At 38.6% G+C, this 22357-nt stretch carries 24 protein-coding genes, 1 other RNA gene and 1 pseudogene; 13 read left to right on the plus strand and 13 right to left on the minus strand.

Annotated elements, in window-relative coordinates; translation table 11 throughout:
- Positions 1 to 378: 378 nt before the first annotated feature.
- From AC0C45_RS13405 to AC0C45_RS13415, 3 genes are all read left to right on the plus strand, one after another.
- The gene (locus AC0C45_RS13405) at positions 379 to 756 is read left to right on the plus strand and encodes a hypothetical protein (protein ID WP_095379109.1); all 378 of its coding nucleotides are present in this window, start codon (positions 379 to 381) and stop codon (positions 754 to 756) included.
- 273 nt (positions 757 to 1029) lie between these two features.
- A complete protein-coding gene (locus AC0C45_RS13410; protein ID WP_472928193.1) occupies positions 1030 to 1653 on the plus strand; it encodes an FMN-binding negative transcriptional regulator in 624 nt (207 codons plus the stop codon).
- Between the two features lie 211 nt (positions 1654 to 1864).
- The gene (locus AC0C45_RS13415) at positions 1865 to 2842 is read left to right on the plus strand and encodes a ring-cleaving dioxygenase (protein WP_016766598.1); all 978 of its coding nucleotides are present in this window, start codon (positions 1865 to 1867) and stop codon (positions 2840 to 2842) included.
- A 69-nt stretch (positions 2843 to 2911) separates the two neighbouring features.
- On the opposite strand, the gene AC0C45_RS13420 is transcribed toward AC0C45_RS13415, so the two are convergent.
- The 4 genes from AC0C45_RS13420 to AC0C45_RS13435 all read right to left on the minus strand — a co-directional run bounded on the left by AC0C45_RS13420 (position 2912) and on the right by AC0C45_RS13435 (position 5211).
- Positions 2912 to 3181, minus strand: coding sequence for a YjcZ family sporulation protein (locus tag AC0C45_RS13420; RefSeq protein ID WP_472928194.1), 270 nt, complete (start codon positions 3179 to 3181; stop codon positions 2912 to 2914).
- A 232-nt stretch (positions 3182 to 3413) separates the two neighbouring features.
- Complete coding sequence (locus AC0C45_RS13425; protein WP_257061877.1) at positions 3414 to 4307, minus strand: tyrosinase family protein; 894 nt, start codon at positions 4305 to 4307, stop codon at positions 3414 to 3416.
- Positions 4308 to 4484: 177 nt separating this feature from the next.
- Positions 4485 to 4997, minus strand: coding sequence for a hypothetical protein (locus AC0C45_RS13430; RefSeq protein ID WP_013084099.1), 513 nt, complete (start codon positions 4995 to 4997; stop codon positions 4485 to 4487).
- Positions 4998 to 5001: 4 nt separating this feature from the next.
- Complete coding sequence (locus AC0C45_RS13435) at positions 5002 to 5211, minus strand: hypothetical protein (RefSeq protein ID WP_014459119.1); 210 nt, start codon at positions 5209 to 5211, stop codon at positions 5002 to 5004.
- 198 nt (positions 5212 to 5409) lie between these two features.
- Here AC0C45_RS13435 and AC0C45_RS13440 point away from each other — a divergent pair, with 198 nt between their 5' ends.
- The gene (locus AC0C45_RS13440; RefSeq protein WP_095379111.1) at positions 5410 to 5949 is read left to right on the plus strand and encodes a GNAT family N-acetyltransferase; all 540 of its coding nucleotides are present in this window, start codon (positions 5410 to 5412) and stop codon (positions 5947 to 5949) included.
- Positions 5950 to 6010: 61 nt separating this feature from the next.
- On the opposite strand, the gene AC0C45_RS13445 is transcribed toward AC0C45_RS13440, so the two are convergent.
- The 3 genes from AC0C45_RS13445 to AC0C45_RS13455 form a co-directional block, all read right to left on the minus strand.
- The gene (locus AC0C45_RS13445) at positions 6011 to 6646 is read right to left on the minus strand and encodes an FMN-dependent NADH-azoreductase (protein WP_013058078.1); all 636 of its coding nucleotides are present in this window, start codon (positions 6644 to 6646) and stop codon (positions 6011 to 6013) included.
- 482 nt (positions 6647 to 7128) lie between these two features.
- Positions 7129 to 7764: an FMN-dependent NADH-azoreductase gene (locus AC0C45_RS13450; protein WP_342828019.1), complete on the minus strand. Its 636-nt coding sequence runs from the start codon at positions 7762 to 7764 to the stop codon at positions 7129 to 7131.
- Positions 7765 to 7794: 30 nt separating this feature from the next.
- A complete protein-coding gene (locus AC0C45_RS13455; RefSeq protein WP_013058076.1) occupies positions 7795 to 8112 on the minus strand; it encodes a winged helix-turn-helix transcriptional regulator in 318 nt (105 codons plus the stop codon).
- Between the two features lie 220 nt (positions 8113 to 8332).
- Here AC0C45_RS13455 and AC0C45_RS13460 point away from each other — a divergent pair, with 220 nt between their 5' ends.
- The 4 genes from AC0C45_RS13460 (at position 8333) to AC0C45_RS13475 (ending at position 12303) form a co-directional block, all read left to right on the plus strand.
- On the plus strand, positions 8333 to 8575 hold the full coding sequence (locus AC0C45_RS13460) for a spore germination protein (protein WP_013058075.1): 243 nt from the start codon (positions 8333 to 8335) through the stop codon (positions 8573 to 8575).
- A gap of 628 nt (positions 8576 to 9203) precedes the next feature.
- Positions 9204 to 9773, plus strand: a complete 570-nt coding sequence (locus tag AC0C45_RS13465; RefSeq protein WP_472928195.1) for a LemA family protein — start codon at positions 9204 to 9206, stop codon at positions 9771 to 9773.
- On the plus strand, positions 9773 to 10537 hold the full coding sequence (locus AC0C45_RS13470; RefSeq protein ID WP_440399651.1) for a TPM domain-containing protein: 765 nt from the start codon (positions 9773 to 9775) through the stop codon (positions 10535 to 10537). The genes AC0C45_RS13465 and AC0C45_RS13470 overlap by 1 nt, the downstream gene beginning before the upstream one ends.
- 395 nt (positions 10538 to 10932) lie before the next feature.
- Positions 10933 to 12303 (plus strand): DUF2254 domain-containing protein, encoded by a 1371-nt coding sequence (locus AC0C45_RS13475; RefSeq protein WP_047932218.1) that lies wholly within the window; start codon positions 10933 to 10935, stop codon positions 12301 to 12303.
- A 32-nt stretch (positions 12304 to 12335) separates the two neighbouring features.
- Here the strand turns inward: AC0C45_RS13475 and AC0C45_RS13480 are convergent, their stop codons facing one another.
- A complete protein-coding gene (locus AC0C45_RS13480; RefSeq protein WP_472928196.1) occupies positions 12336 to 13640 on the minus strand; it encodes an aldehyde dehydrogenase in 1305 nt (434 codons plus the stop codon).
- Between the two features lie 63 nt (positions 13641 to 13703).
- Entirely contained in the window at positions 13704 to 14330 is a 627-nt protein-coding gene (locus tag AC0C45_RS13485; RefSeq protein WP_034655063.1) for a nitroreductase family protein, read from the minus strand.
- 447 nt (positions 14331 to 14777) lie between these two features.
- Between AC0C45_RS13485 and AC0C45_RS13490 the strand changes: the two are divergent.
- Positions 14778 to 14948 (plus strand): annotated as a pseudogene (locus AC0C45_RS13490) (SDR family NAD(P)-dependent oxidoreductase); the annotation flags it as partial.
- A 4-nt stretch (positions 14949 to 14952) separates the two neighbouring features.
- Positions 14953 to 15099: a hypothetical protein gene (locus AC0C45_RS13495; RefSeq protein ID WP_201780334.1), complete on the plus strand. Its 147-nt coding sequence runs from the start codon at positions 14953 to 14955 to the stop codon at positions 15097 to 15099.
- Between the two features lie 337 nt (positions 15100 to 15436).
- Here AC0C45_RS13495 and AC0C45_RS13500 read toward each other — a convergent pair whose 3' ends face one another.
- The 3 genes from AC0C45_RS13500 to AC0C45_RS13510 all read right to left on the minus strand — a co-directional run bounded on the left by AC0C45_RS13500 (position 15437) and on the right by AC0C45_RS13510 (position 19035).
- The gene (locus tag AC0C45_RS13500; RefSeq protein WP_472928197.1) at positions 15437 to 16201 is read right to left on the minus strand and encodes an MBL fold metallo-hydrolase; all 765 of its coding nucleotides are present in this window, start codon (positions 16199 to 16201) and stop codon (positions 15437 to 15439) included.
- Between the two features lie 144 nt (positions 16202 to 16345).
- On the minus strand, positions 16346 to 17926 hold the full coding sequence (locus AC0C45_RS13505) for a histidine kinase N-terminal 7TM domain-containing diguanylate cyclase (protein WP_280168597.1): 1581 nt from the start codon (positions 17924 to 17926) through the stop codon (positions 16346 to 16348).
- A 290-nt stretch (positions 17927 to 18216) separates the two neighbouring features.
- Complete coding sequence (locus tag AC0C45_RS13510) at positions 18217 to 19035, minus strand: histidinol-phosphatase (RefSeq protein ID WP_016764974.1); 819 nt, start codon at positions 19033 to 19035, stop codon at positions 18217 to 18219.
- Positions 19036 to 19283: 248 nt separating this feature from the next.
- Here AC0C45_RS13510 and rnpB point away from each other — a divergent pair.
- From rnpB to AC0C45_RS13525, 3 genes are all read left to right on the plus strand, one after another.
- An RNA gene (rnpB, locus tag AC0C45_RS13515) (RNase P RNA component class B) lies at positions 19284 to 19672 on the plus strand.
- Positions 19673 to 19870: 198 nt separating this feature from the next.
- Positions 19871 to 20260: a VOC family protein gene (locus AC0C45_RS13520; protein ID WP_047932212.1), complete on the plus strand. Its 390-nt coding sequence runs from the start codon at positions 19871 to 19873 to the stop codon at positions 20258 to 20260.
- A 357-nt stretch (positions 20261 to 20617) separates the two neighbouring features.
- Positions 20618 to 21502 carry a LysR family transcriptional regulator gene (locus AC0C45_RS13525; RefSeq protein WP_233334980.1) on the plus strand — a complete coding sequence of 295 codons (885 nt, stop codon included), beginning with the start codon at positions 20618 to 20620 and terminating at the stop codon, positions 21500 to 21502.
- A 32-nt stretch (positions 21503 to 21534) separates the two neighbouring features.
- Here AC0C45_RS13525 and AC0C45_RS13530 read toward each other — a convergent pair whose 3' ends face one another.
- The gene (locus tag AC0C45_RS13530) at positions 21535 to 22092 is read right to left on the minus strand and encodes a helix-turn-helix domain-containing protein (protein WP_257061886.1); all 558 of its coding nucleotides are present in this window, start codon (positions 22090 to 22092) and stop codon (positions 21535 to 21537) included.
- Positions 22093 to 22357: the final 265 nt, after the last annotated feature.

A 22357-nucleotide genomic window follows, 5' to 3' on the forward strand; every position in this document is an offset into this window, starting at 1 on the left:
TAAGATGTTTGTAACTTTCTGAGGAGAAATTATACTTTTGACACATTAAGTGTAAAGGTTTAATTATTCTTTCTTTATCTCGATCATTATCCGATGAGTCAATAAAGCGGATTCGGATTAAAGGGCTTCTTATCCCGATGTATTGGATAGCTAAAGGAATACTTTAACGTCCCGTTTGAACGATTTGTGCGTAAATGGTTATATGTATTCGGGATTGTCTTGATGCTCTCATCGATTTGGCTACTTGGAGTTGCCGTTTATCAGCTCATCATTAAAAAAACAGTTACAGCGACTGCTTTTTTTCCATTTCTATGAAACTTTTAGCGCGGTTTTTACGTATAAAAGGTATCACTAAAATAGTAAAAAAAGGAGTGCAGAATGAAATATTTTGACGAAGCAAAAGAGCTATGGTTAAACTATGTTCCGAGAAATGGCCAGTCGGATATCGTAGAAGGAGAAGTCATCCGGGCCATTGAAAAGCTTCGCTGTGAAGCTCAAGGCAACGGAAATGCCAATTGGGACGGCGGATTTGAGATGCTGGTGTTATATATACTAGACGTATTGAATGATCCGGACGTATTCAGCACAGCTATGTTAGCCGAAATAAAAGCCGATGTTCACACCTTGCTCACTTCGGCAGAAGATCCGTATTTAGAAGATGACTTATACGATCGTTTGACCGACCGCGTCATTGAGTGGCATATTGCCAAAGGCGGACCTATCAAACGAGAGAAAAATCCTCAATTGTATAGATAAACGTGAGAAAGGAGCTGTTTTAAACAAGCTCTTCTTTTTTTGAGTTTCTGAAGCTTTATTTAACAAACATGTATCTAATTGCATCATGTGCTAAATAAATACATATAAAAAACAGCGGTTTACATCGTAGCAGTGTAGCATAAGCTTCTTAAAAAATCCATTCATAGATGGTAAAATGTTTGCTGACCTCCATAAAAAGTTCATAACTGACGCTGTTGCAAACACGTATAGTATTATATCTTTTACTAAATAAGAGATAAAGGGGAAGCGCTGATGTATATTCCAAAGTATTTTAAAGTGAAAGAGGAACAAATAATGTATGAATTTATTGAAGACAATGGATTTGCCACTTTGTTTTCGTATCATAATGAAAAGCCTTATGCTACTCATTTGCCCCTGATGTTAAACCGGAAAGAAAAAGCTTTATACGGACATTTTGCTCGTCCGAATCTGCAGTGGAAAGATGCTGAAAATCAAGAAATTTTGGTTGTTTTTCAAGGGCCTCACTGTTATATTTCACCGTCTTGGTATGAAACGAATCAAGCTGTACCAACATGGAATTATGAAGCTGTTCACGTGTATGGCACCATGAAAGTGATTGAAGAACCAACAGAACTGCTTGGGCTGCTGAGGAAGATGGTGGAGAAATATGAAAGCCCGAGCAGTACATATACACTAGATGACGTTGATCCTGCTTATATGAATGGTTTAAGCAAAGGAATCATTGGGTTTAAAATCGACATCAGCAAAATGGAAGGCAAACAAAAGATAAGTCAAAATCATTCAGTCGAAAGACAGCAGTTAGTCATAGAAAAATTAGAGCAGACGTCTCGTGAAAATGAAACAAAAATTGCGGAGCTGATGAAGCAAAATGTGCAGCGCGTGCTTAAGAAGTAACCGCTGTTGGAAAAGATCAGCAGTTTGTTAAAGGGAAGATAAAGAGAAACTAACTATGTGTTTAGTTTCTTTTTTATGTTCACAACATTTTCTTGTTATTGACAAACAGGCTGTATATCCTTTAAAATTATCTTTAATTAAAGATAATTAAATTAAAGATAATTTTAGTGGAAGTTAAAAAATTTATATATTATGAAAAGAGGCGGAGCAGATGGAATTGTTAGGGTTGCATCATGTATCTATTTTGACGGGGAAAGCTGAGAAAAACTATCAGTTTTTCACCAAAGTTTTAGGCATGCGATTAGTAAAAAAAACGGTGAATCAAGATAACACTCAGTCTTACCACTTATTTTATGCAGATGGAGAAGGGACGCCAGGAACGGAAGTAACGTTTTTTGATATTCCGGGACTTGCAAGAACGCATCAAGGTGCATCTGACATTTCGACTGTTTCGCTTCGCGTTAAAAGTACGGATTCTTTACACTTTTGGAAAGAGCGCTTTGAGCAGTACGGAGTGGAATATGAAGAAATAGCTAAACGAGCTAATCGTGATACGTTAGCATTTAAAGATTATGAAGGTACACGTTTGCTTCTTGTCGCGGACAATGGTGAAAAAGGGGTAAGAGCAGGCGTGCCGTGGAAGTGCGAAGACATTCCGTTAGAACATGCGATTATCGGCTTAGGACCGGTCACGCTAACGGTGGTTACGCCAGAACCAACTGTTGACGTACTGACAAATATTATGGGATTTCGCTACGCGGGTTCTTATCCATCTCTTGCAGGAGATCATAGAGATATTTTGGTTTATGCAACAGGTGAAGGCGGAAGCGGAGCCGAAGTTCATATTGAAACGAGACCCGATTTGCCGAAAGTTCGCTTAGGGCGCGGTGGTGTTCATCACGTTGCCTTCCGTGTTCCAAATGAAGAAGAATACAATAAGTGGGCAGCTCGATTAAATGAAAACAGTCTGCCGAATTCGGGTAAAGTAGAACGATACTATTTCAAAGCACTTTATTTCAGAGAACCAAACGGCATTTTATTTGAATTATCAACGGACACACCTGGATTTGCGACCGATGAACCGCTTGAAACGATGGGCCAAACATTAGCCCTGCCGCCATTTTTAGAGCCGAAGCGCAAAGAAATCGAAGAAAAGTTGAGACCCCTAGATTTGGATGAAACGCTATAGTATTCTGAAGGTGCCTGCCGCCTATTAAGACATGAAAAAACTCCAGTATTTATACTGGAGTTTTTTAGGTTAACACTCATCGTGCCAGAAACCGCAACCACATGCACCAATAATAATGAGTAAAATAAACAGTACGATGATAATGGCGAAACCATTACATCCATGGTGAGGAACGCCGTACCCACATTCAGGAACCATATATCCATAGTCAGGCATTGAATATCCGCAGTGTGGCATCATATGCTCATAAGCAGGAGCTGTATGGCCGTGGTGAGTCATAGCAGGTGAGAATGGCATATTTTCATTAGAACTAAAAGGTGCGTTTACGTTATTATGCATTTTGATATCTTCCCTTCATTTATAAAACTTTTATAAAGCTTTGATAACTTATTCATATGTTCTAAGGTCTTCATATGAAGCTTATTCACAGCCCAATTATGGTTGATTAACTATATTTTACGGTGAATGGAAATGAAACAGTGAGTTTTACGATGCTTGTGGCCTTATAAGTTATGTCAGAAGGGAAGGGGTTTACCTGTTTTTGATTGTATACTGCTGTTTCTAGAACGGGTTATGATGAACGTTTTGATTTTCTTAATTCTATATCGTATACGTACCCAAGCTTTCGATGGTTCATAACGTCTTCAGGGGTTGTATTCCAAGGGTACATCGGATCTCTAAAGTTTTGACCAAATGGCCCGTTTTTCATCGGCTGATAGTTTTGATTACGATGAATAATTTGCCATACAGCCCAAATACGATCCACATTTGCGTGGTGTAAAAAGAAGACAGGATCATTCGGAGCAGTAGGCACAACGCCCATCTGTCCGCCAACCCAACGGTGTACGCGATTGTGAAGCTGTGGCCCGTTAATAAATCCTTCAAGCTGATTACGAAAGCTGTTTTGGCTGGTCATATCCCAAGGCGGCGTATCATACTGAGTTATTTTTAAAGCATTGAGGACATCATCTCGAGTAGGGAGTGTAGGTGCCTCTTTCGTTGCTCCAAAATTACGTTTTAGCCCTCCGGAAGGATTTCCTTGTTCATCGATCGTCGTCCAGCGCCCAGCTGCAAATGGCCCGGTATCGACGATAAAATCTTTTATGGGATTTCCGTTTCCTCCCATAAAATCTGCACTCCAAATTTGTGATTGTGAGGGATCCTGCATCTGTGCGTCCGTTTCCCATTCCCAATAAGGAAGGGTTACTTCTGGATTGATTGACTGAAGGTCACGTTCGAATCGTAAAAGGTATTCACGATGCCACGGTAAAAAAGCAGAACTCATATGTGCTGCATTTCGATCGCTGCCCGGAGGAGTATGAAATTTACCTGCTGCACCATGCCAGGCTATATAGCGGTCATATATCCCTTTTTCCTTTAGTATTAGCACGGTACGAACAAAATCTCTTTTTTCCGTGTCGGTAAGATGTAATACGTTTTTTCTAACTCTGTACTTGTTACTCATTTTTTAACCTCTTTCTAAAAAAGAAGCAAGGGGCTGTTTCTTTTTTATATTTAGAATATGTCCAAGAGGTAAAAGTGCTACTGTAAATTTACAGAGACTTTTTTAAAGGTGTAAATCATAAATAGAGGTAAAATAAAAAAAACAGGCATGCGCCTGCTTTTATTCACTGCATTATTATTAATGACCAATTGGATACATGGTCGTTACGCTGTAGTCGTAGTCTTTGCCTCTGTAGTCAGTATACACAACTCTAACTTCTTGGTTTAAAGAACTAATATACTTTTCTTTAACGTAGTTGCCAGATTTATTGTTGGTGCCGTCTTCGCCTTCGTTGATGACTTCTTCAGCAACAGACATCGCTTGTTTTTCATTTAAATACTTACTGAATTGGCTTTTACCTTGATAGTTGTCAACGCCTGGTTTTTGCATATGCGCGATAATGTGGCAATATCCGTATTTATCATTTCCTTCTTGTAAGACAAGTTCTTTGCCGGTAAATAACCTGTCGCTTTGAGTCTCTGCAGAGCATTGGTTGCTTGATGTAGTGTCCGATGTGCTACTCGATGTGCTGCTTGAATTTTCATGCTGCTGAATGAGGGAAATGGGCGAATTGTTGGTAAATACAGCGATGAGGGCAATAACAAGTGCCACAATAGTGTATAGTATTTTGCTGTTTTTAAAAAAATCCATTCCTTTATGCGTCTCCTTTTTGAATCAACGTTAAAATCAAATCGACTTTCTTTTCTAGCTGATCAATTAAGTTTTGTTTTACTTGTTCTGATTGTAATAAAGCGCTTCTGAGTTCGTCCATATCTTTTTGCATATACGCACGGTTTTCTTTTTCTTGCTGCAGCTCTTTTTGAAGAGCGTGTATCGTGGACAGCAATTCTTTATCTTGGTTCATTTCTGCGTTCACCGCCTCTGTGTTGATAAAAAGGAACTTATGCCCACTATATAAAATACCACTATCTCCGCTGTAAATCGACTATTTGGATAGGAAATGAGTCCTCCCGGGTAGGATTTTAGCAGGATATTGCTAGTTGAGAGGAGAATAGTATGGTTTACCGTAGATAGATAAGCTGCGCAGAAAAGAGGGAAGAAAATGTTTCCGGAATTAGAGACAAAACGGCTGATGTTAAGAAAAATTGTAGAAGATGATGCCGGTGAGATTTTAGAATGCTTTTCTGATGAAGAGGTTCTGCGCTATTACGGGCAAAAACCTTTAGAATCGATCAACCAAGTGAAGGAGATCATTAAGAATTTTTCCAAAGGCTACGAAGAAAAGCAATTGATTAAATGGGGGATTCAGCTAAAAGGAAAAGAAAAGCTGATTGGAACAATAGGGTTTCAAGAGTGGTCTTCTGAGCATAAGAAAGCGAACGTAAGCTATGCTCTTTTTCCGGAGTATTGGAACAAAGGATACGCGACAGAAGCCGTTCATGAAGCGATTTCTTATGGCTTCAACGAACTTCAATACAATCGTATAGGAGCGATTGTATTTACGCAAAATAGTGGATCTATCGCCTTGTTGAGCAAATTAGGATTTAAAAAGGAAGGGACGCTAAGAGAGTACCTGTACCAAAACGGCATCCCGTTTGATACATATGTTTATTCGCTGCTGCGCGGGGAAGCAAAGGTATAAATGCAAGCATGAAAAAAAGGAACACGGGGAGATGTTCCTTTTTTTATGCTTATATTTGTTATTAGAATGTACGTGCAGCTTCTTTAGCGCGAGCAATGCCGTCTTCTTTAATTTCTTGTGCTTTATCTGGCATTGCAGCCTGTCCTTCTACAAATAGGCTTCCGATAGAGGGAACGCCGAAGAAGTTCATCATAATGCGCATATAGCGGTGACCCATTTCTAATTCACCAGCAGGGCCGCGAGAGTAGATACCGCCGTTTGCTTGAATATGATACGCTTTTTTATCTGTTAATAGACCTACAGAACCTTCTGCTGTATATTTAAATGATTTTCCAGCTACTGCTACAGCATCTAAATATGCTTTCATCACTGGTGGGAATGAGAAGTTCCACATTGGTGTAACAAATACATATTTGTCCGCTTGAGCAAATTGGTCACTTAACTCGTTTAAACGAGCAACTTTGCGCTGTTCTTCAGGAGTAAGCGCGTCAAATTCTGCGCCGCTTCCAAGTTTACCCCATCCGCTGAATACATCGCCGTCGATGTGAGGGATATGTTCTTGATATAAATTAACGTGAACAATCTCATCCGTTGGGTTTACTTCTTTATACTCGTTAATGAATGCATCTCCCGCAGCCATACTGAATGATTGCGTAGCATCGTTAGGGTTTGCTGTAATATATAATACTTTTGCCATAATTCTTTTCACCTTTCTGTCTTCAATATATAAATGTTGTTTCATGAATTAAAGATAATGTGTTCGAAAACATCTACTACGTTATTAATAGTAACTTACGTAACGAATTTAGTCAAAGGTTTTTTATTGGATTTTATCATATTCACAAACGTTTTTAAGAGTATTACGCTTTTAGGTTTTGCAGCTGAACCCTTTGAAAACAAGGTTTATTTCAGCATAGAGCGTCATTCTAAACGTTATTCATTTAGAGGAACTATCTTTTTTGAACGCAGATAATTAAAAAACGAAAAAGAAAAAGCGTCTATTTTTGTTTTATTCGTTATTAATAGTAACAAAAAATAACAGCGTTTCATCTTTCCTTTAAACCTATTTTGAGCGTAAAACGAGCAGGAAGGTGATGATTATTTCAAGGGAAATATAAGGGAGGAAAGAAAAGAAAAAGACCTCGATCTGCTTCGAGGTCTTTTTGATTTTTATTGAATTTAAAACGTTTTGGCCATTGAGTGGGCTTTTTGGAGTGCTTTTTCTTTAATTTGCGGAATTTGATCCGGGAATTTTACTTGCCCTTCGATAATAATGCTTTCAAACGCTTCGATTCCAAAGAAGTCCATCATGATTTCTAAGTAGCGGTGGCCCATTTCTCTTGCCATTTCAGGGCCTTCGGAATACACGTCTCCGCGGGACTGAATGTGAATCGCTTTTTTTCCTTTAAGCAATCCCTGAGCGCCTTCTTTTGTATATGTAAAGGTTTTACCTGACACGGTAATCGCGTCAATGTACGTTTTCATAATCGCAGGAACGGAGAAATTCCACATTGGCGTGACAAAAATATATTTGTCAGCGAGTACGAACTGTCCGCCTAGTTCGGCTAATCGTCCCACTTTTAATCGTTCATCCGTTGATAAATCCTGGATGGAAGAGTGAGAACGAAGCTTTTTCCAGCCGTTAAATACGTCTGCATCTAAGTATGGAATATCTGCTTGATATAAATCTAAATGAACCACATCATCATCTGGATGCGTTTGCTTATATACGTCGATAAATTCTTTCCCCACAGCCATGCTAAGTGATTCGTCTTCAGCTAAAGGGTGTGCAGTAATATAGAGAACATTTGCCATGATGCTCATCCTTTCTATGGAGTAGTTTTATTAATCTTGCACCCAGCTTTCTGCCCACTGGCTAATCGGCCCTAATATTTTACCTAACTCCGTTCCTTTTTGAGTCAGCGAATATTCAGAACGAATAGGGCGGTCCGGAATGACATTTCGGACAACAATTCCGTGGTCTTCAAGCTCTTTAATTCGTTCTGTCAAAAGCCTTCTGCTTAAGGCTGGTATACTTTCATTTAATTCACTAAAGCGTTTAGGACCGCTCATAAGCACATAAATGATTAATCCTGTCCACTTCTTGCCAATCAGTTCGAAACTTTTTTCTACTTTAGGTTGAATATCTTTTGGTTCGTCCATATTACGTATCCTCCTTCAAACAATATGGATGAAAAATAACTTATGCATTTATTGTAACAGAAAAAGCATAAAAACATGTGGAAACTTTGGGTGAAGCAGGGTGAAATGAATAATTTCACTAGTATTTGTACCTTGCTTTTCACTTCTTGAAAACTTTTCACACATAGGCTTGTCAAAGCATACGATGTACGAATTCATTTTAAGAAAAGGTGGTATGGTCATGGCAGGAGTTATTAACATCTGTAACACGAGAATTAATGGTATGGCAAGAAACGGATCGATGAATTTTGGAGAAGTTCTTCACAACGGACACACAGCGGATGTTAAATCTGTTGGAATCAACTCAACATATGGAGACATTTCAGCCGCTTGTGCGCGAATGAAAAATACGAATTTGGATCAGGACGTATTTGATCAAACTGAATTGGCGAATGTTGATAACTCATATGGCAATCAGATATAAAGGTGTGCTGCTTATAACAAATGAAGTTGTAAGCAGCTTTTTTATGTTGATAAGTAGGTACTTATTCATGATAAGAGAGTGTTTTGATAGTGACAATGAAGATAGATTGACCTGATAAAAGTTCGCAAATCTATTATATAGGCCTTTTCTAAAACTTTTTACATAATGTACAAGCATCTTTTCACTTTTTGAATAGTATATAGGGGAAAACAGAGATATGACCTTCCTCCTGGGTCAGAAGAAAGAATAAAAACTCATCAGCAGTTTGAAACACTGCGTCCTCGCGGATTTGACTACTTGGCGAGTTCTTTTGAACAAATTTATTACCTATAGCAGTATTACATGCAGAAAAAGGAATGATTCTTAGTCATTCTTTTTTATATGTATGAAATAAGATAAAATGAACAAGGATTACATGTACTAGATTATAGAAAGAATAGATAGAGAAACGTGTTTGAGAAATGAGGAGTTTGCGATGAGAGTAGTATAAAGGGATTGATCGTTAGTAGATGCTTCATCTACAGTATGCGTTCAAAACAAATAAAATTGGTAAAAAATGAATCTTTTTAGGGTATGATTCGTACTAGTAAGTAGATACATAATTTTGATGAAGAAAAGAGGTAGTACATTGAAAAACAAAGGTTTGATCGCTACGATCATTGTGTTAGTGCTTGTTGTAATTTACGGAGTGAGCTCTTACAATAGCCTTGTTAGCGCAGAGGAAGATGTAGATAATAAATTTTCCCAAATAGATAATCAATTAAAAAGAAGAGCTGATCTAATTCCGAACTTAGTGGAAACGGTCAAAGGCTATGCTAAGCATGAGCAGGAAGCAATTGATTCAGTCACTCAGGCAAGAGCGCAGCTAGCGGGAGCGAAAACTCCTGGAGAGAAAGCTGATGCTAATCAACAGTTAAGCGGCGCATTAAGCCGCCTGCTCGTAGTGGTTGAAAAATATCCGGATTTAAAAGCGAATGAAAACTTCAGAAGCTTAATGGATAGTTTAGAAGGAACGGAAAATCGACTCGCTGTAGCACGTAAAGACTATAACGATGAAGTTGCGAAATACAATAAATCGGTTAAGAGATTTCCTAAAAGCATGTTAGCGGGTACGTTCGGCTTTGAAAAAAAACCGTATTTTGAAGTAACAAATGAAGAAAAAGAAGCGCCGAAAGTTGATTTTGGGAGCGATAAGTGATGAAATTTCTTGCTTCGTTTGCTTTATTATTGTCTCTTTTATGTAATATGGTAAGCGTTGCTTTTGCTGCACCTGATATTCCAAATCCGGTAGGCGATATTTACGTTCAAGATTTTGCTCATTTATTAAACGATCAGGAAAAAGCTGAAATAAACCAAATGGGCAGAAAATTGGATGATGAAACGAAAGCTCAAGTAGCGATTCTTACCGTGAATTCATTAGGTGATGCGGATGTAGAAGAGTACGCGAATGAAGCGTTTCGAAAGTACAAACTAGGTGATAAAAAGCTGAACAATGGCGTTCTTATTTTGCTCGCTAAAAAAGAACGAAAAATCCGAATCGAAGTAGGATATGGGTTAGAAGGAGCTATCACCGATATCAAATCGGGAGAAATTTTAGATTCTTATGCTATTCCTAACTTGAAAAATGGAAAATACGATACGGCGCTAGAAAGCACATACAAAGCTGTTTATAACCAAGTGGTGAAAGAGTATGATTTAGGAACAGATTTTGAACAAAAAGTGCCAAAAGCATCTCCGCCCTCTGATAGCGGTGTTCATTTAACAACTCTTCAAACGCTGCTGATTGCAGCTGTTATTGTGGGCTTACTTATTCTAGACTTCGTCTTTTTTAAAGGAGCGATCACGCAATTTCTGCTAAACTTCCTTGTCATATTTGGAGGAAGAGGCGGTGGCAACGGCAGCGGTCCTCGCGGAGGGGGAGGCGGCAGCTCTGGAGGCGGCGGAGCGAGCCGGGGCTGGTAAAAAGATAAGAGTAAAAAAAAGCTGAGATAAGATTAGGTTACTTGAAAGAAAATCCGAACGAGATGGATTCTTGATTGAGAATCCGACGCGTTCGGATTTTTTATTTGCGTGGTGAACATAGCTTTCATATATTCATTCAGTTACTTCTAGCAGTTGATTGAAGGGCAAGACGAAGTCTTGGACGTAAATCAACTGCGGTGTCACAAGCGGTCCAGCTCATGTATCCTATTTGTGCGTATTTAAATCGAATTAATTAGGTATGTCTCAACCTCTTTTTTTTCTTTGTACAGTTATACCTTAAAAAATAGATTTTTTCCATTATATAAGCATAATTAGAAAAATTAAGGGAACTAAGAAAAAAGCTAGAGATTTACAAATAAAAAGGAAGGTTTTATATGAATACATTTAGATGGATAGCGGCAAGGAAACAGCTTTCTCCTCGTGCTTTTAAAGATGAATTAACTAGTCAAATATGGTTTAGTCCCTTAATTTATGCTTTTTTTTCTGTTCTTTTAGCTGCGCTGACGCTGTTTCTCGACTATTACTGCAAAGTAGGAGAGAAGGTTCCTTCATTTTTTTCAATCAACATGGATTTAACCAATACGTTAGTAAGTACGATTATGCCGGGAATTCTATCGATTACGACGTTTACCTTCAACTTAATGCTTGTTGTGTTTACATCATTTGCAGCTCAGTTTTCTCCTCGCGTGTTAAAGAACTTTGCTTCTTCTAAGTCTACTCAGCGAATTCTGGGTATTTTCATAGGGAGTTTTTTGTATACACTTTTTGTGTTTTTATTTTTAAACAGCTCTCAAGTAAACGGATATTTTGCGATTCCGTTTGTGACGACAGCCCTGTCTGTTTTTAGTGCGGGCACGTTTGTCTACTTTATTAATCATTCTGTTAGGTGGCTGCAAGTAAATCATATGACTCAATCGATGAAAACAGCGTCCATAAAAGCGATTAAGACAACGATTCGAGAGGAACTGGAGATTCACCGAACAAAGTCTAGTCATAGCGAACAATTTTCTTTTCCAGAAGGAGAGAAAAAGCCGGTATGTATTCAAACATCCGGCTATATTCAAACGCTGAACTACAGCCGATTGATTCACTGCGCCAAAGAGCATAATTTAGTTATAAAAATGGAGCGTGAAGTAGGGGATTATGTGCTCAGCGGAACCGTATTGTTTTATTATTGGCATAGAGATTCGACAGAGCACGATGAAATGGATTGTACCGTCTTTCACCAATATATCCATGTAGGGAAATCTCAGACTGATATTCAAGATACTACGTATATCATTACGAAGTTTGTGGAGATGGCAGTTAAATCACTGGGGAATGATGATTTCAAAACGGCGGTTAACTCCATTCATCAAATTAGCGATATTCTTCGGGAAATTTGTGAAGTTAGTCAATTTTCTTCTTATTTAGTGGATGACAGCGGCGTGATACGAATGGTGATTCCTGATAAAAAATTTGAGGACTTTTTATATGATGGATTCGCTAATATCCGGCACTATGCGAGACGGAATATTATCATCACGATGGAGCTGCTCAAAACGCTTGGAAATCTCGCTGAGGCCATTGGACCGGCTTATTACGACGATATTTGGGAGTTTGCTGTATACATTTCTAAAGGCTTTGAAGAAGAGTATTTATTTGTTCAAGATAAAAAGTACTTTTTGCATATTCTTTGTGATTTAGCGGTTTCTACAAAAAAAGAAGAGCAATATGAACAAATCGCCAAACAGATGAAGCAATAAAAAAATCGAAGTCAGACGCTGACTTCGGCTTTTTATTTATTTGAACGTTTTAAGATGCTTTTAGCATGTGAAAATGTATCAAAGCTTGCTTTTCCGTGATACGCACCCATTCCGCTGTCACCAACGCCGCCAAATGGAAGGTAGTGAGACGTCATATGGTTAATCGTATCATTGATAGAGCCGCCGCCGAATGACACGCTGTTTAAGATGTGATCTTGGACTGCTTTATCTTCAGAGAAAAGATAAAGTGCTAATGGTTTTGGACGTTTTACGATTGCTTGGATTACTTCTGAGATTTCATCGTATACGATGACTGGAAGAATTGGTCCAAAGATTTCATCTTGCATCACATTGTCTTCCCATGAGATGTTGTCAAGAACAGTTGGTTCAATAAACAGACGAGAACGATCCGTTTTGCCTCCAAAAACAATATCTCCGTGTGTTAAGAAGCTGCTAAGACGATCAAAATGCTTTTCGCTCACTACGTGAGGGAAGTCTAGATTTTGTGAAACATCTTCGCCGTACGTGTTTGTTACGACTTGTTTTAGGTTAGCTAGGAGCTCGTCTTTTACATTTCGCTGAACAAGAATGTAGTCTGGCGCTACGCAAGTTTGACCAGCATTTGCAAATTTACCGCGCGCAATGCGTTTTGCTGCTTCTTCAATATTTGCATCTTCGTGTACAATTGTAGGACTTTTTCCGCCTAGCTCAAGCGTCACAGGCGTTAAATGTTTAGCAGCAGCTTCTGCCACAATTTTGCCGACCATTGTACTTCCTGTAAAGAAGATGTAATCAAAGTTTTCTTTTAGTAAAGCCGTGCTTGTTTCCACTTCACCTTCGACTACCGTCAAGTATTCTTCAGGGAAGTTTTCATTAAACATCTTAGCAAGAAGGCTTGACGTATGAGGTGTTAATTCAGAAGGCTTTAACACCACGCAGTTACCTGCAGCAATCGCGCCTACTACTGGTGATACAGCAAGTTGGAACGGATAGTTCCAAGGTGCAATCACTAGAGCTAAACCGTATGGATCTTGATAAATGTAGCTTTTTGCTCCTGCGTGAGTAGATGGTGTTTCTACTTCTTTTGGCGCTGCCCATTCTGCAAGGTTTTCAACTGCAAAGTCGATTTCGCTTAGCACAAGACCAACTTCTGCACGTTTTGCTTCAAATTCTGGTTTGTTAAGGTCAGCTTTTACTGCTTTTAAAATGTCGTCTTCATGACGTACAACAAGTTCTCTTAATTTCTTTAGCGTTTCGATACGGAACGCAACGTCTTTTGTTTTACCGCTATTAAAGAATGAAAGCTGTTTTTTTGTAAGTTCTTGATAGTTATTCATCAGAAAATCTCCTTTTACTTCACAATTTTAGCCCTTTATTTACTAAATAGAACTAGCTACTGCTTATTTCCAAGTTGTAACCGTATTGACTGGTAAACGGTAAGAAGCATGGCCTTCGCTTGCCGCTTTCCCGATTGAGATAAGCATAATTGGAAGATAACGTTCTTTATCTAAACCGAATTCTTCTGCGATTAAGTGTTTTTCGTATCCGCCGATTGGATTTGTATCATATCCGTGAGCGCGAGCAACAAGCATAAGCTGCATAGATACAAGACCTGAATCAATTAGCACGATGTCTTTCATATCTGCTTTTGGCATGTTTTCGTAAATCGGCTTAAAGAAATTTAGCTGCTGTTCTTTAATGTCCTGAGGCATATAGCCAAGCTCTACTGCTTTTCCGAAAATTTCGTCTGCATATTCGACGTTGTTCATGTCACCAAACACGGCAATAACAGCTGAAGATGTATGAACTTGTTCACTGTTAAATTTCGCAAGTTTAGCTAATTTTTCTTTGCCTTCCGGCGTTTCAATTACAACAAAGCGCCACGGCTGCATATTAACAGAAGAAGGAGCACGCATAGCTTCTGTAAGAATTTCTTCCATTTCCTCACGGCTGATTTTTACTGAAGGATCATAATTTTTAATTGAACGGCGTTTTAAAGCAATTTCGTTAAAGTCTTTTGTAGTCATAGTCATTATTCCTTTCTTTTTAGGCGTTAAACTTATATATTGTCATTCCTATATTTTTGATTGTGGACAATTGTTTGAGCTATCAATAATTGATACATCAACAATATAATACATTGATTTAAGAATTGCAAGGGAAAAAGTTTAAACTTTTGAAGTGGGGTTAATGGGAAGTGTGAAACCATATCCTGCGGGGAATAGAGATGAAGAGAGTAAGTGATAAAAATAAATAATAAGAATGATAAAACAAAAAGTTTGACTACTTTATTTCTCTTAGTTACGATAAGTAACGAAAAGAGGCAAAAGTGAATTTGTTACTTTTTAAATTAATGACAGTTTAAGAAAGAAGAGATAGAGAAATGTTTATTCTCTTTTTAAAACCTAAACTGTATTCATAATTAGTACAGTACAGCAAGACATATCAGGCAGAAAAATTAGGAGGACTTCAAGATGTATACAGATTTAAAAGATAAAGTAGTAGTTGTAACAGGTGGATCAAAAGGGTTGGGTCGCGCAATGGCCGTTCGTTTTGGTCAAGAGCAGTCAAAAGTGGTTGTAAACTACCGCAGCAATGAAGATGAAGCGCTAGAAGTAAAAAAAGAAATTGAACAAGCTGGCGGTTAATTTGGTTATCAGTGAAAAGCTGAAGGATTCTAGACTGGTCGAAACGGGCATCTATACAACGATTGAAACTATTATTCAAGCTCAGCAAGCGGCTATGCTAGCGGTTATTGCGAGCACTTCAGCGGTTGCTACTACGACTACTACTTGATAAATGAAACGGCTATAAAAAGAGGCTGGGGCAAAAGTATGTTAGTTGAAGGGTGACCTGAACGATGAATCGGTCGAATTTTTTATTGGCAGAGGGAAGGTAGGTTTACTCAATTTAGTTACTTCTAGCCGTAGATTGGAGGGCAAGGCGAAGACTTCTCGGGAAAAGTGGAACAGATGAGACCCCGCAGGAGCGCAAGCGACGAGGAGGCTCATCGGTCGCCCGCGGAAAGCGTAGTCTTGCACGGAAATCAACGGCGGTGTCATAAGCGAGCGATTCATGCGATCTCATTTGTCCGTCTTTACATTGGAATGATTTTGTTATGTCTCAATCTCTTCTACTTAAAAATATAAACCTCGCCATCATCTGGAACAAAGACGTGAGATGTCATGTCTTTTTCTTTGATAAAGCCTTTTAATTCTTCCCTTGATAGCGTCCAGTGGTTTACAGCTTCCATATGGACAGAAATAATCGTAGCCTTAGGAGCTGCTTTGTATACTTCGTAAATATCTTCTTTCCCCATTACAAGAGAACCGCCTTCTAAAAACTGATTATCACCGCCATTTACGACAATGACATCCGGTTGATGGGTGTTGATTTCTTCTTCAACAGCGGCATACCATACCGTGTCTCCAGCTACATAGAGGGTTTTTTCACTCTTATGTTTAAAAACAACGCCGCACACTAAACCAGTACGCTTTAAAATTTCTCCTCTTCCATGCTCGCCTTTTGTTTTGATTAATTCAACGCCTTCAAAAACCGTGTTTTGCGTAAGTACTTCTACATTTTTAAAACCAGCTTCTTTTACTACTGCGGCATCTTCTTCATTTTGAACGAACATTTTGATATCGTTTGGTAACGCATGTTTAGCGGCATCGTCAAAATGGTCTAAATGGAGGTGAGTGACAATAACCGCATTTACATCAGCAATAATTTCTTCAACGGATATCGGTAAGTTCACTAAAGGGTTGTTTTGATCTTGTCTGATCGAATTTGAAAAAGGGGGGTAAGTTCCTTTTTCCGCTAACATAGGATCAATTAAAAACGTTTTTCCCTCGTATTCAACAAGTAAAGTAGCATTTCGAATATGTGTAATCTTCATCTCTATCTCTCCTTTTTTTGATCTACATACAGTTTATAAGATGAGCGGTTTTCAAATACATAAACAAAATCAAGTCTTTTAGCCCTTTTACTTTATAAATGAAAGAATATTAGTCAAAAGCAAAAAGAACCGAAACAATGATGTTCAGGTTCTTTTTAGCATTTCTTTTTTCTCTTCATACAAACGTACTTGGTTGCGTCCGTTTTGTTTGGCAGCGTACAGAGCAATATCTGCTTTATTTAAAAGGTCATCCAACGTGTCGTTTTCTTGTTTTGCTGCTTGGGCTACTCCAAGGCTTAGCGTAACAGAAATGGTTTCTTCATTGATACGTAAGGGCTGAGTCTCAACGTGCCTGCGAAGCTGATTGGCAAGGACCTCAGCTTCTGATGATGTATAGCCCTTTAGCGTGAGTACAAATTCTTCACCGCCGTACCGAGTAAAAAGCGCTCCTTGCGGTAATACGGACTGGCAGGCTTTTACGACATGTAAAAGCACCTGATCGCCGGTATAATGACCATACGTATCGTTCACTTTTTTAAAATAATCAATATCAAGTATAAGAAGCGTAAAAGAAGATGCAGACTTTTTTGCTTCTTCGAACGCTTGCTTGCTGTGCTGAAAAAATGCCCTGCGGTTATAAATTTGCGTCAGCTCATCGTAATAAGCTTGATTTTCAAGCTTTAGCTGAAGTCTTTTTAGCTCCGTGATATCCGTAAAAATAAGCAGCAACCCGTGACTGTTGTTAGCATACTGCAAAGGAGAGGTGCGAACTTGATACGTATACTGAGATTGGTCCGCGAAAAAAAGCTGCAGCTCTTGACTGCTGTTTTTATTTTCGAATGTAAAAGGAAATGAACTGCCCGATAGCGTGAACCAAATATCAGCAAACCGTTTTCCAAACATCGCTTTTTTCAGCTGCGGAAACATGTTCTTCGACGCTAAGTTAAATTCAATTAATCTGTAAGCTTCATCAAGCACGATAACACCGTCATTAATGCTGTTGAATATCGCATCTTTCGCAACGGGCATAACTGTAAACATACGGGATGAGTTAATGGACCATAAATATAAAAAAGAAGAAACCCATAAAACCATAGGAACTGGATCAATTCCCTGCGGCGTAAAGCCCATTAAATAGACAAAAGCTGTGACGATAGGGACTAATTGCCCGACCATTAATGCAATTAACTGCAGGCGGTAAGCTTTGGCTGTTTCTTTCCAGCGGTAAACGGCGAGCAAAAAAGCAACGAACATAGACGAAAAGATGAACATGCCGTGAATCGTATACCATGGTCCAATTTCTTGATGAATGTAAGGAGCACCTAAAACTGGGTCAATTTCAAACACGCGGTAATGAAGGTGATGCCAGTCATTTGTTGCGACCATTATCAAACTAATAAAAGGAATGATGAAAAGCGCAAGAATATGCTTTTTCCTTACCTTTATGCCGACATACTGCATAACAAACAGCAGCCCTGCAGGAGGCGAAAAAGGCATGCCCACATATTGAACGACGGTCCAAAATTTCATTTCCTCAAGATTAACAGATAGTAAGCTAAAGGCCGCACCCATACAATAAATAGCGGTGAAACCTGTATGAAGAATAAATAAATGCGCAATATTGCTGTAGTGGTGACGTTTAATAAACACGTAAAAGCACAAGTATAAATTAAGAACACCGGACGTACAGATAAGCGTTATATAAGCTGTTAAATCTAAATTCACAATCGTGTCCCTCATTAAGAAATCATTTTTAGTTAAATGTAGCACAATTGAAATGAAATGTGGATATTTTATGTAGGAAATTAGTAGTGTTGGAGATAGTAGAGGGACTATAAGGATAGGTCTGGACGATGAAAAAATGGTGCCTAAACAACAAGTAATTAAAACGAACGGAGAAGATTTATCTTCAGCTACAAAAGTCAAAGTTTCTCGGTGAAAAACACATGCCTGAAAACACGGGATGTTCCTTCATCTGCGTGTCTTCAGGCATATTTGTATTTAAGTTTACTGTTTTACAAAGGTGTCACCTGCATTTTTTTCTGTCTAAAAAAGACCCAATCCTTAAAGCCGATTTCTTTAAGGCGCTTTTTTACGAGTTCAAAGTCGTCGCCAATGCGCTCCGGATCATGAGCATCGGAGCCAAATGTCATGCGTACCCCGTAGTGCAGAGCTCTTTCCAAAATATCGTCTGCAGGATACCAGCCTCCGCAGTCTTTGGTTTTGCCTGATGTATTCACTTCTATGGCAATGTCATGTGCTGAAATCACTTTTAGCGTTTGATCAATAACAGCTGTCTGAATAGAAGAAAAAGAAGGATAGAATCCTTTCATGGCATCAATATGGCCAAGAATCTGAAACATTCTGCTTCGGGCGGATTCTTCGATCAATTGATAATACGTTTCTTTCGTGCGCTGCTTTTCTTGCTGAGAAAGGCCTTCCCAGCGCGTTTTATGAAAGATGCTGACTTCATCAACTTGATGGACAGAGCCGATTATGTAGTCAAACGGATATTTTTCATAGTAGCTACGATATATTTTTGCATGATCGGGAAAGAAATCAGACTCTACGCCTAACAGCACTTCAATTTTTTCTTTATATTCTTCTTTTAGTTTCAAAATCTCAGCTACATATCCGGAGAATGCGCTTTTTCCCATCGCAATGTGAGGATACGGCTGGTCTTCTTCGCTTGCGAAATAAGGAGAATGATCCGAAATCCCAATGATATCAAGGCCTTTATCAATAGATGCCTCTATATAATCTCGAATCGTTCCGCGAGCATGTCCGCATCGGTCGTGATGGGTATGAAAATCAAATTTTAAATCAGCGTTCATTTTTCATCACCTCTGTTACCTTTTTCATGTAATGTATAAAATATTCTACAAAGAAACAAAGTATCCCCCGTAGAAATGGATGGAGAGAATATTTCTTGGCTTGCTGGTGATTCATCTATTAAAAAGATTGTACAGAAACAAGTTATTTTATTTAATTTGCTGCAAAAATTGAAATGGAATCCATACCAAAAGTTACATTTGATTCGGCAAGCTAAAACGCATATACTACTCATACACGATCTGAAATAACGTTCAGGTAATCGCTGCATCATTTGATGTAGAGGAAAGTCCATGCTCGCACGGTGCTGAGATGCCCGTAGTGTTCGTGCCTAGTGAAAAAATAAGCTAGGGCAGCTTGGCTTATAGCTTAGCTGACGGCGGGAAAAACCACCTAAGTCCTCGGATATGGTCGAGTATCCCTGAAAGTGCCACAGTGACGAAGCTTTGCTGGAAACAGCAAAGGTGGAACGCGGTAAACCCCACGAGCGAGAAACCCAAACAATGGTAGGGGAACTGTCTCTAAGGAATTCAACGGAGAGACGGACGGTTACATGTGTAATCGTAGATAGATGATTACCGCCTGAGTACGAGAGTAAAATCGTTTGCAGTACAAAGGTACAAAACATGGCTTATCGAACGTTGTTGAAACAGAGACTGACTATAAATATGTAATCAAAACAAACCAATTGGGTTTGTTTTTTTGTTTATTATTTTTCAACTCGTAGCTGACTCATTGGTAGAGTGCTTGAATTTCTTTACATATGTAAATACATATTGCCTAAATTGTTGTATAGTTTACTTGTACTTACTAAACATGAGGAAAGGGAGAAGATGGATGATTAAGAAAATGGAACATACAGCAATTATTGTTGGAAATATGGATGAAACGATTCACTACTACTGTGATATGTTTGGCTTCAAAGTTCGCCTTCAAGGCTCTAACGAAAAGAGAGAGATGGCTTTTTTGTATCTTGAAGAACAGCCGGGTATTGAAATTGAGCTCATTCGAGATATTGATCCGATTGGAGAGTATAACAAAAGCGGGATTGTTAACCACCTTGCCTTTACGGTAGAAGATATAAATAAGGCAATTCAACATTATAAGAGCAAAGGAATTGAATTTTTATCACCGGAACCTCAGCCAACACTTGAAGGCGGTCGTATGATTTTATTTCACGGACCTAATGATGAATTGCTGCAGTTAGTAGAACGGGTTAAACTTTAAAAAGTTTACTTTAAGAGGTACATATAAGAAAAAATGTGTTTTACATTCTCAAAAAAGACCTTTCTTTTATGGTGATAGAAAGGTCTTTATGATGTATAGTTACTATGATATCTTAGTCAGCTTTTTAATAATTCCCTTACGGTTCAGGACAAATTCTTCTTTCTGCTAGAAAATGATGAGTATAAAATTTTAATAAGTGCCGTATACAGCAATCGACAAGAGGAACTAAAAACATCCTCAAGTATGTTTCCGTTTTTTATAGTAGCATCTTCTATTTATAATGTATAATTCATTATAATCATATTTTTCATACATCTATGTAATGAATAGAGCCGCTTGATAAGGAGATGGTACAAAATGGAATGGCAGCAGTTTAAATATTTTCAAACGCTAGCACGTACGCAGCATATGACGCGCGCAGCAGAAAAGCTGTTAATTACGCAGCCTGCGCTCAGTCGTTCAATCGCTCGTTTTGAAGAGGAAGTAGGAGCGCCGCTATTTGACCGGCAAGGACGTTCCATTCGATTGAATCAATACGGTAAAGTCTTTTTGAAGCGTGTAGATAAGATGATGAAAGAATTTGATAAAGGACAAGAGGAAATTCAAGCGCTGCTAGATCCTGAGAAAGGGCAGGTGTCACTTGGATTTTTGCATACGCTCAGCACGGATTTAATTCCAGATTTAATTGCGTCGTTTCGCAGCTTATATCCTAAAGTGAATTTTCTGCTGAGGCAAAGTCCTTCTCACGTTCTTCTTGAGCAGCTGGAGCTCGGTGAACTGGATCTTTGTTTGATTGCGCCTATGGAAGAAAAATCGTTCATTAAGTGGCATCATCTTTGGAGTGAAGAGCTGTTTGTGATCGTACCGAAAAATCACCGGTATGCTGATCGTGAAAGTGTTGCACTAGAAGAAATTGCTGAGGAATCATTTATTCACTTAAAAGAAGGCTTTTCTCTTCGTCTTACGTTTGAGCAGTTATTTGAAGAGACAGGGGGAAAGCCTCACATTATGTTTGAAGGAGAGGAAGCTGACACCGTAGCGGGACTTGTAGGAGCCGGTTTAGGAATTTCTATCCTTCCAGATTTACACGGAATAGATCAAAGCAAAATAGTGAAAATCCCATTAGCTAAAGCCAACTGTCACCGAGTAATTGGACTAGCATGGATTGAAGGAAGATATCTATCACCGGCTGTTAAACAGTTTAGAAACTTTGTTTTACATAAATTTAATGACCAGAAATAAAGATGTTTCATGGCCTAGGCTTGTTTACAAATTTAGTCCTTTTTTCGTTTGAATAATCGTTTTAAAATCGATCTTTTTTTACCTACTACGCTGCTTTCTTTTGAAGCTTCTACTAATTCTGAAATGGCCTGCTGCTCACGCAAGCTTTTACGCAAAGATTGAATAAGCTGCTTGTCTTTTTCCTGAAGAATTTGTTTTGTATCAGGCTCTTGTTGGGGTGAAGGCTGTACAGGAAGTTCAGAAGTTGTCGGCTGCTGGTCGTCGGCCTCGGGCTGGTCAGCGGTTTCTGCTGTGTTCTCTATGTCCTCTTTGTCTTCGGCTTCTTCTAGAGACACGGCAGCTTGATCCTCGCTTGTAGTCAAAGAGAATTCTTTTTGCAGAGATTCATTAATTTCTTCTGCTTGATAACCCTCATCATAAAGCTGCTTAATTTTCAGTAAAACGGTCGCAGCCGAAGCTTCATATTGTTTTGGCCGATGATCCTCTTTTTGTATAAAGAAATATTGGAATTTATCTATATATCTTCTGATGGTTGAAGTAGGAATACTTGTTTCTTTAGATAATTCTTTTACACTAAGCCATTTTGTCATTTTCTCACCACTTTTTAAATGATTACTTATTCGTCAGCATCAATTTGAAATTGTATTAGTATCTACTGTTTATCTTATCATGTAACGCTTCTACGTACCTTGCTGTGTTGGTTTCTGTAACGTTTTTATAATCACAGTGTCATAAATGAGGTATAAGCTGCCACTCGCACAAAGATTTGTTAGTTGAAGAATAGGAAATAATCAGTAAGCATTTGTTTGGAGTATGTTAAACAATGATGAGCGTACTTCTTATTATTATCTTATA

The sequence above is a fragment of the Priestia sp. VA7 genome (genome assembly GCF_055710015.1).

Coding starts and splice junctions, on each gene's coding strand:
- AC0C45_RS13405 (WP_095379109.1), top strand. CDS start 379: ATGAAATATTTTGACGAAGCAAAAGAGCTATGGTTAAACTATGTTCCG.
- AC0C45_RS13410 (WP_472928193.1), top strand. CDS start 1,030: ATGTATATTCCAAAGTATTTTAAAGTGAAAGAGGAACAAATAATGTAT.
- AC0C45_RS13415 (WP_016766598.1), top strand. CDS start 1,865: ATGGAATTGTTAGGGTTGCATCATGTATCTATTTTGACGGGGAAAGCT.
- AC0C45_RS13420 (WP_472928194.1), bottom strand. CDS start 3,181: ATGCATAATAACGTAAACGCACCTTTTAGTTCTAATGAAAATATGCCA.
- AC0C45_RS13425 (WP_257061877.1), bottom strand. CDS start 4,307: ATGAGTAACAAGTACAGAGTTAGAAAAAACGTATTACATCTTACCGAC.
- AC0C45_RS13430 (WP_013084099.1), bottom strand. CDS start 4,997: ATGGATTTTTTTAAAAACAGCAAAATACTATACACTATTGTGGCACTT.
- AC0C45_RS13435 (WP_014459119.1), bottom strand. CDS start 5,211: ATGAACCAAGATAAAGAATTGCTGTCCACGATACACGCTCTTCAAAAA.
- AC0C45_RS13440 (WP_095379111.1), top strand. CDS start 5,410: ATGTTTCCGGAATTAGAGACAAAACGGCTGATGTTAAGAAAAATTGTA.
- AC0C45_RS13445 (WP_013058078.1), bottom strand. CDS start 6,646: ATGGCAAAAGTATTATATATTACAGCAAACCCTAACGATGCTACGCAA.
- AC0C45_RS13450 (WP_342828019.1), bottom strand. CDS start 7,764: ATGGCAAATGTTCTCTATATTACTGCACACCCTTTAGCTGAAGACGAA.
- AC0C45_RS13455 (WP_013058076.1), bottom strand. CDS start 8,112: ATGGACGAACCAAAAGATATTCAACCTAAAGTAGAAAAAAGTTTCGAA.
- AC0C45_RS13460 (WP_013058075.1), top strand. CDS start 8,333: ATGGCAGGAGTTATTAACATCTGTAACACGAGAATTAATGGTATGGCA.
- AC0C45_RS13470 (WP_440399651.1), top strand. CDS start 9,773: ATGAAATTTCTTGCTTCGTTTGCTTTATTATTGTCTCTTTTATGTAAT.
- AC0C45_RS13475 (WP_047932218.1), top strand. CDS start 10,933: ATGAATACATTTAGATGGATAGCGGCAAGGAAACAGCTTTCTCCTCGT.
- AC0C45_RS13480 (WP_472928196.1), bottom strand. CDS start 13,640: ATGAATAACTATCAAGAACTTACAAAAAAACAGCTTTCATTCTTTAAT.
- AC0C45_RS13485 (WP_034655063.1), bottom strand. CDS start 14,330: ATGACTACAAAAGACTTTAACGAAATTGCTTTAAAACGCCGTTCAATT.
- AC0C45_RS13500 (WP_472928197.1), bottom strand. CDS start 16,201: ATGAAGATTACACATATTCGAAATGCTACTTTACTTGTTGAATACGAG.
- AC0C45_RS13510 (WP_016764974.1), bottom strand. CDS start 19,035: ATGAACGCTGATTTAAAATTTGATTTTCATACCCATCACGACCGATGC.
- AC0C45_RS13520 (WP_047932212.1), top strand. CDS start 19,871: ATGATTAAGAAAATGGAACATACAGCAATTATTGTTGGAAATATGGAT.
- AC0C45_RS13525 (WP_233334980.1), top strand. CDS start 20,618: ATGGAATGGCAGCAGTTTAAATATTTTCAAACGCTAGCACGTACGCAG.
- AC0C45_RS13530 (WP_257061886.1), bottom strand. CDS start 22,092: ATGACAAAATGGCTTAGTGTAAAAGAATTATCTAAAGAAACAAGTATT.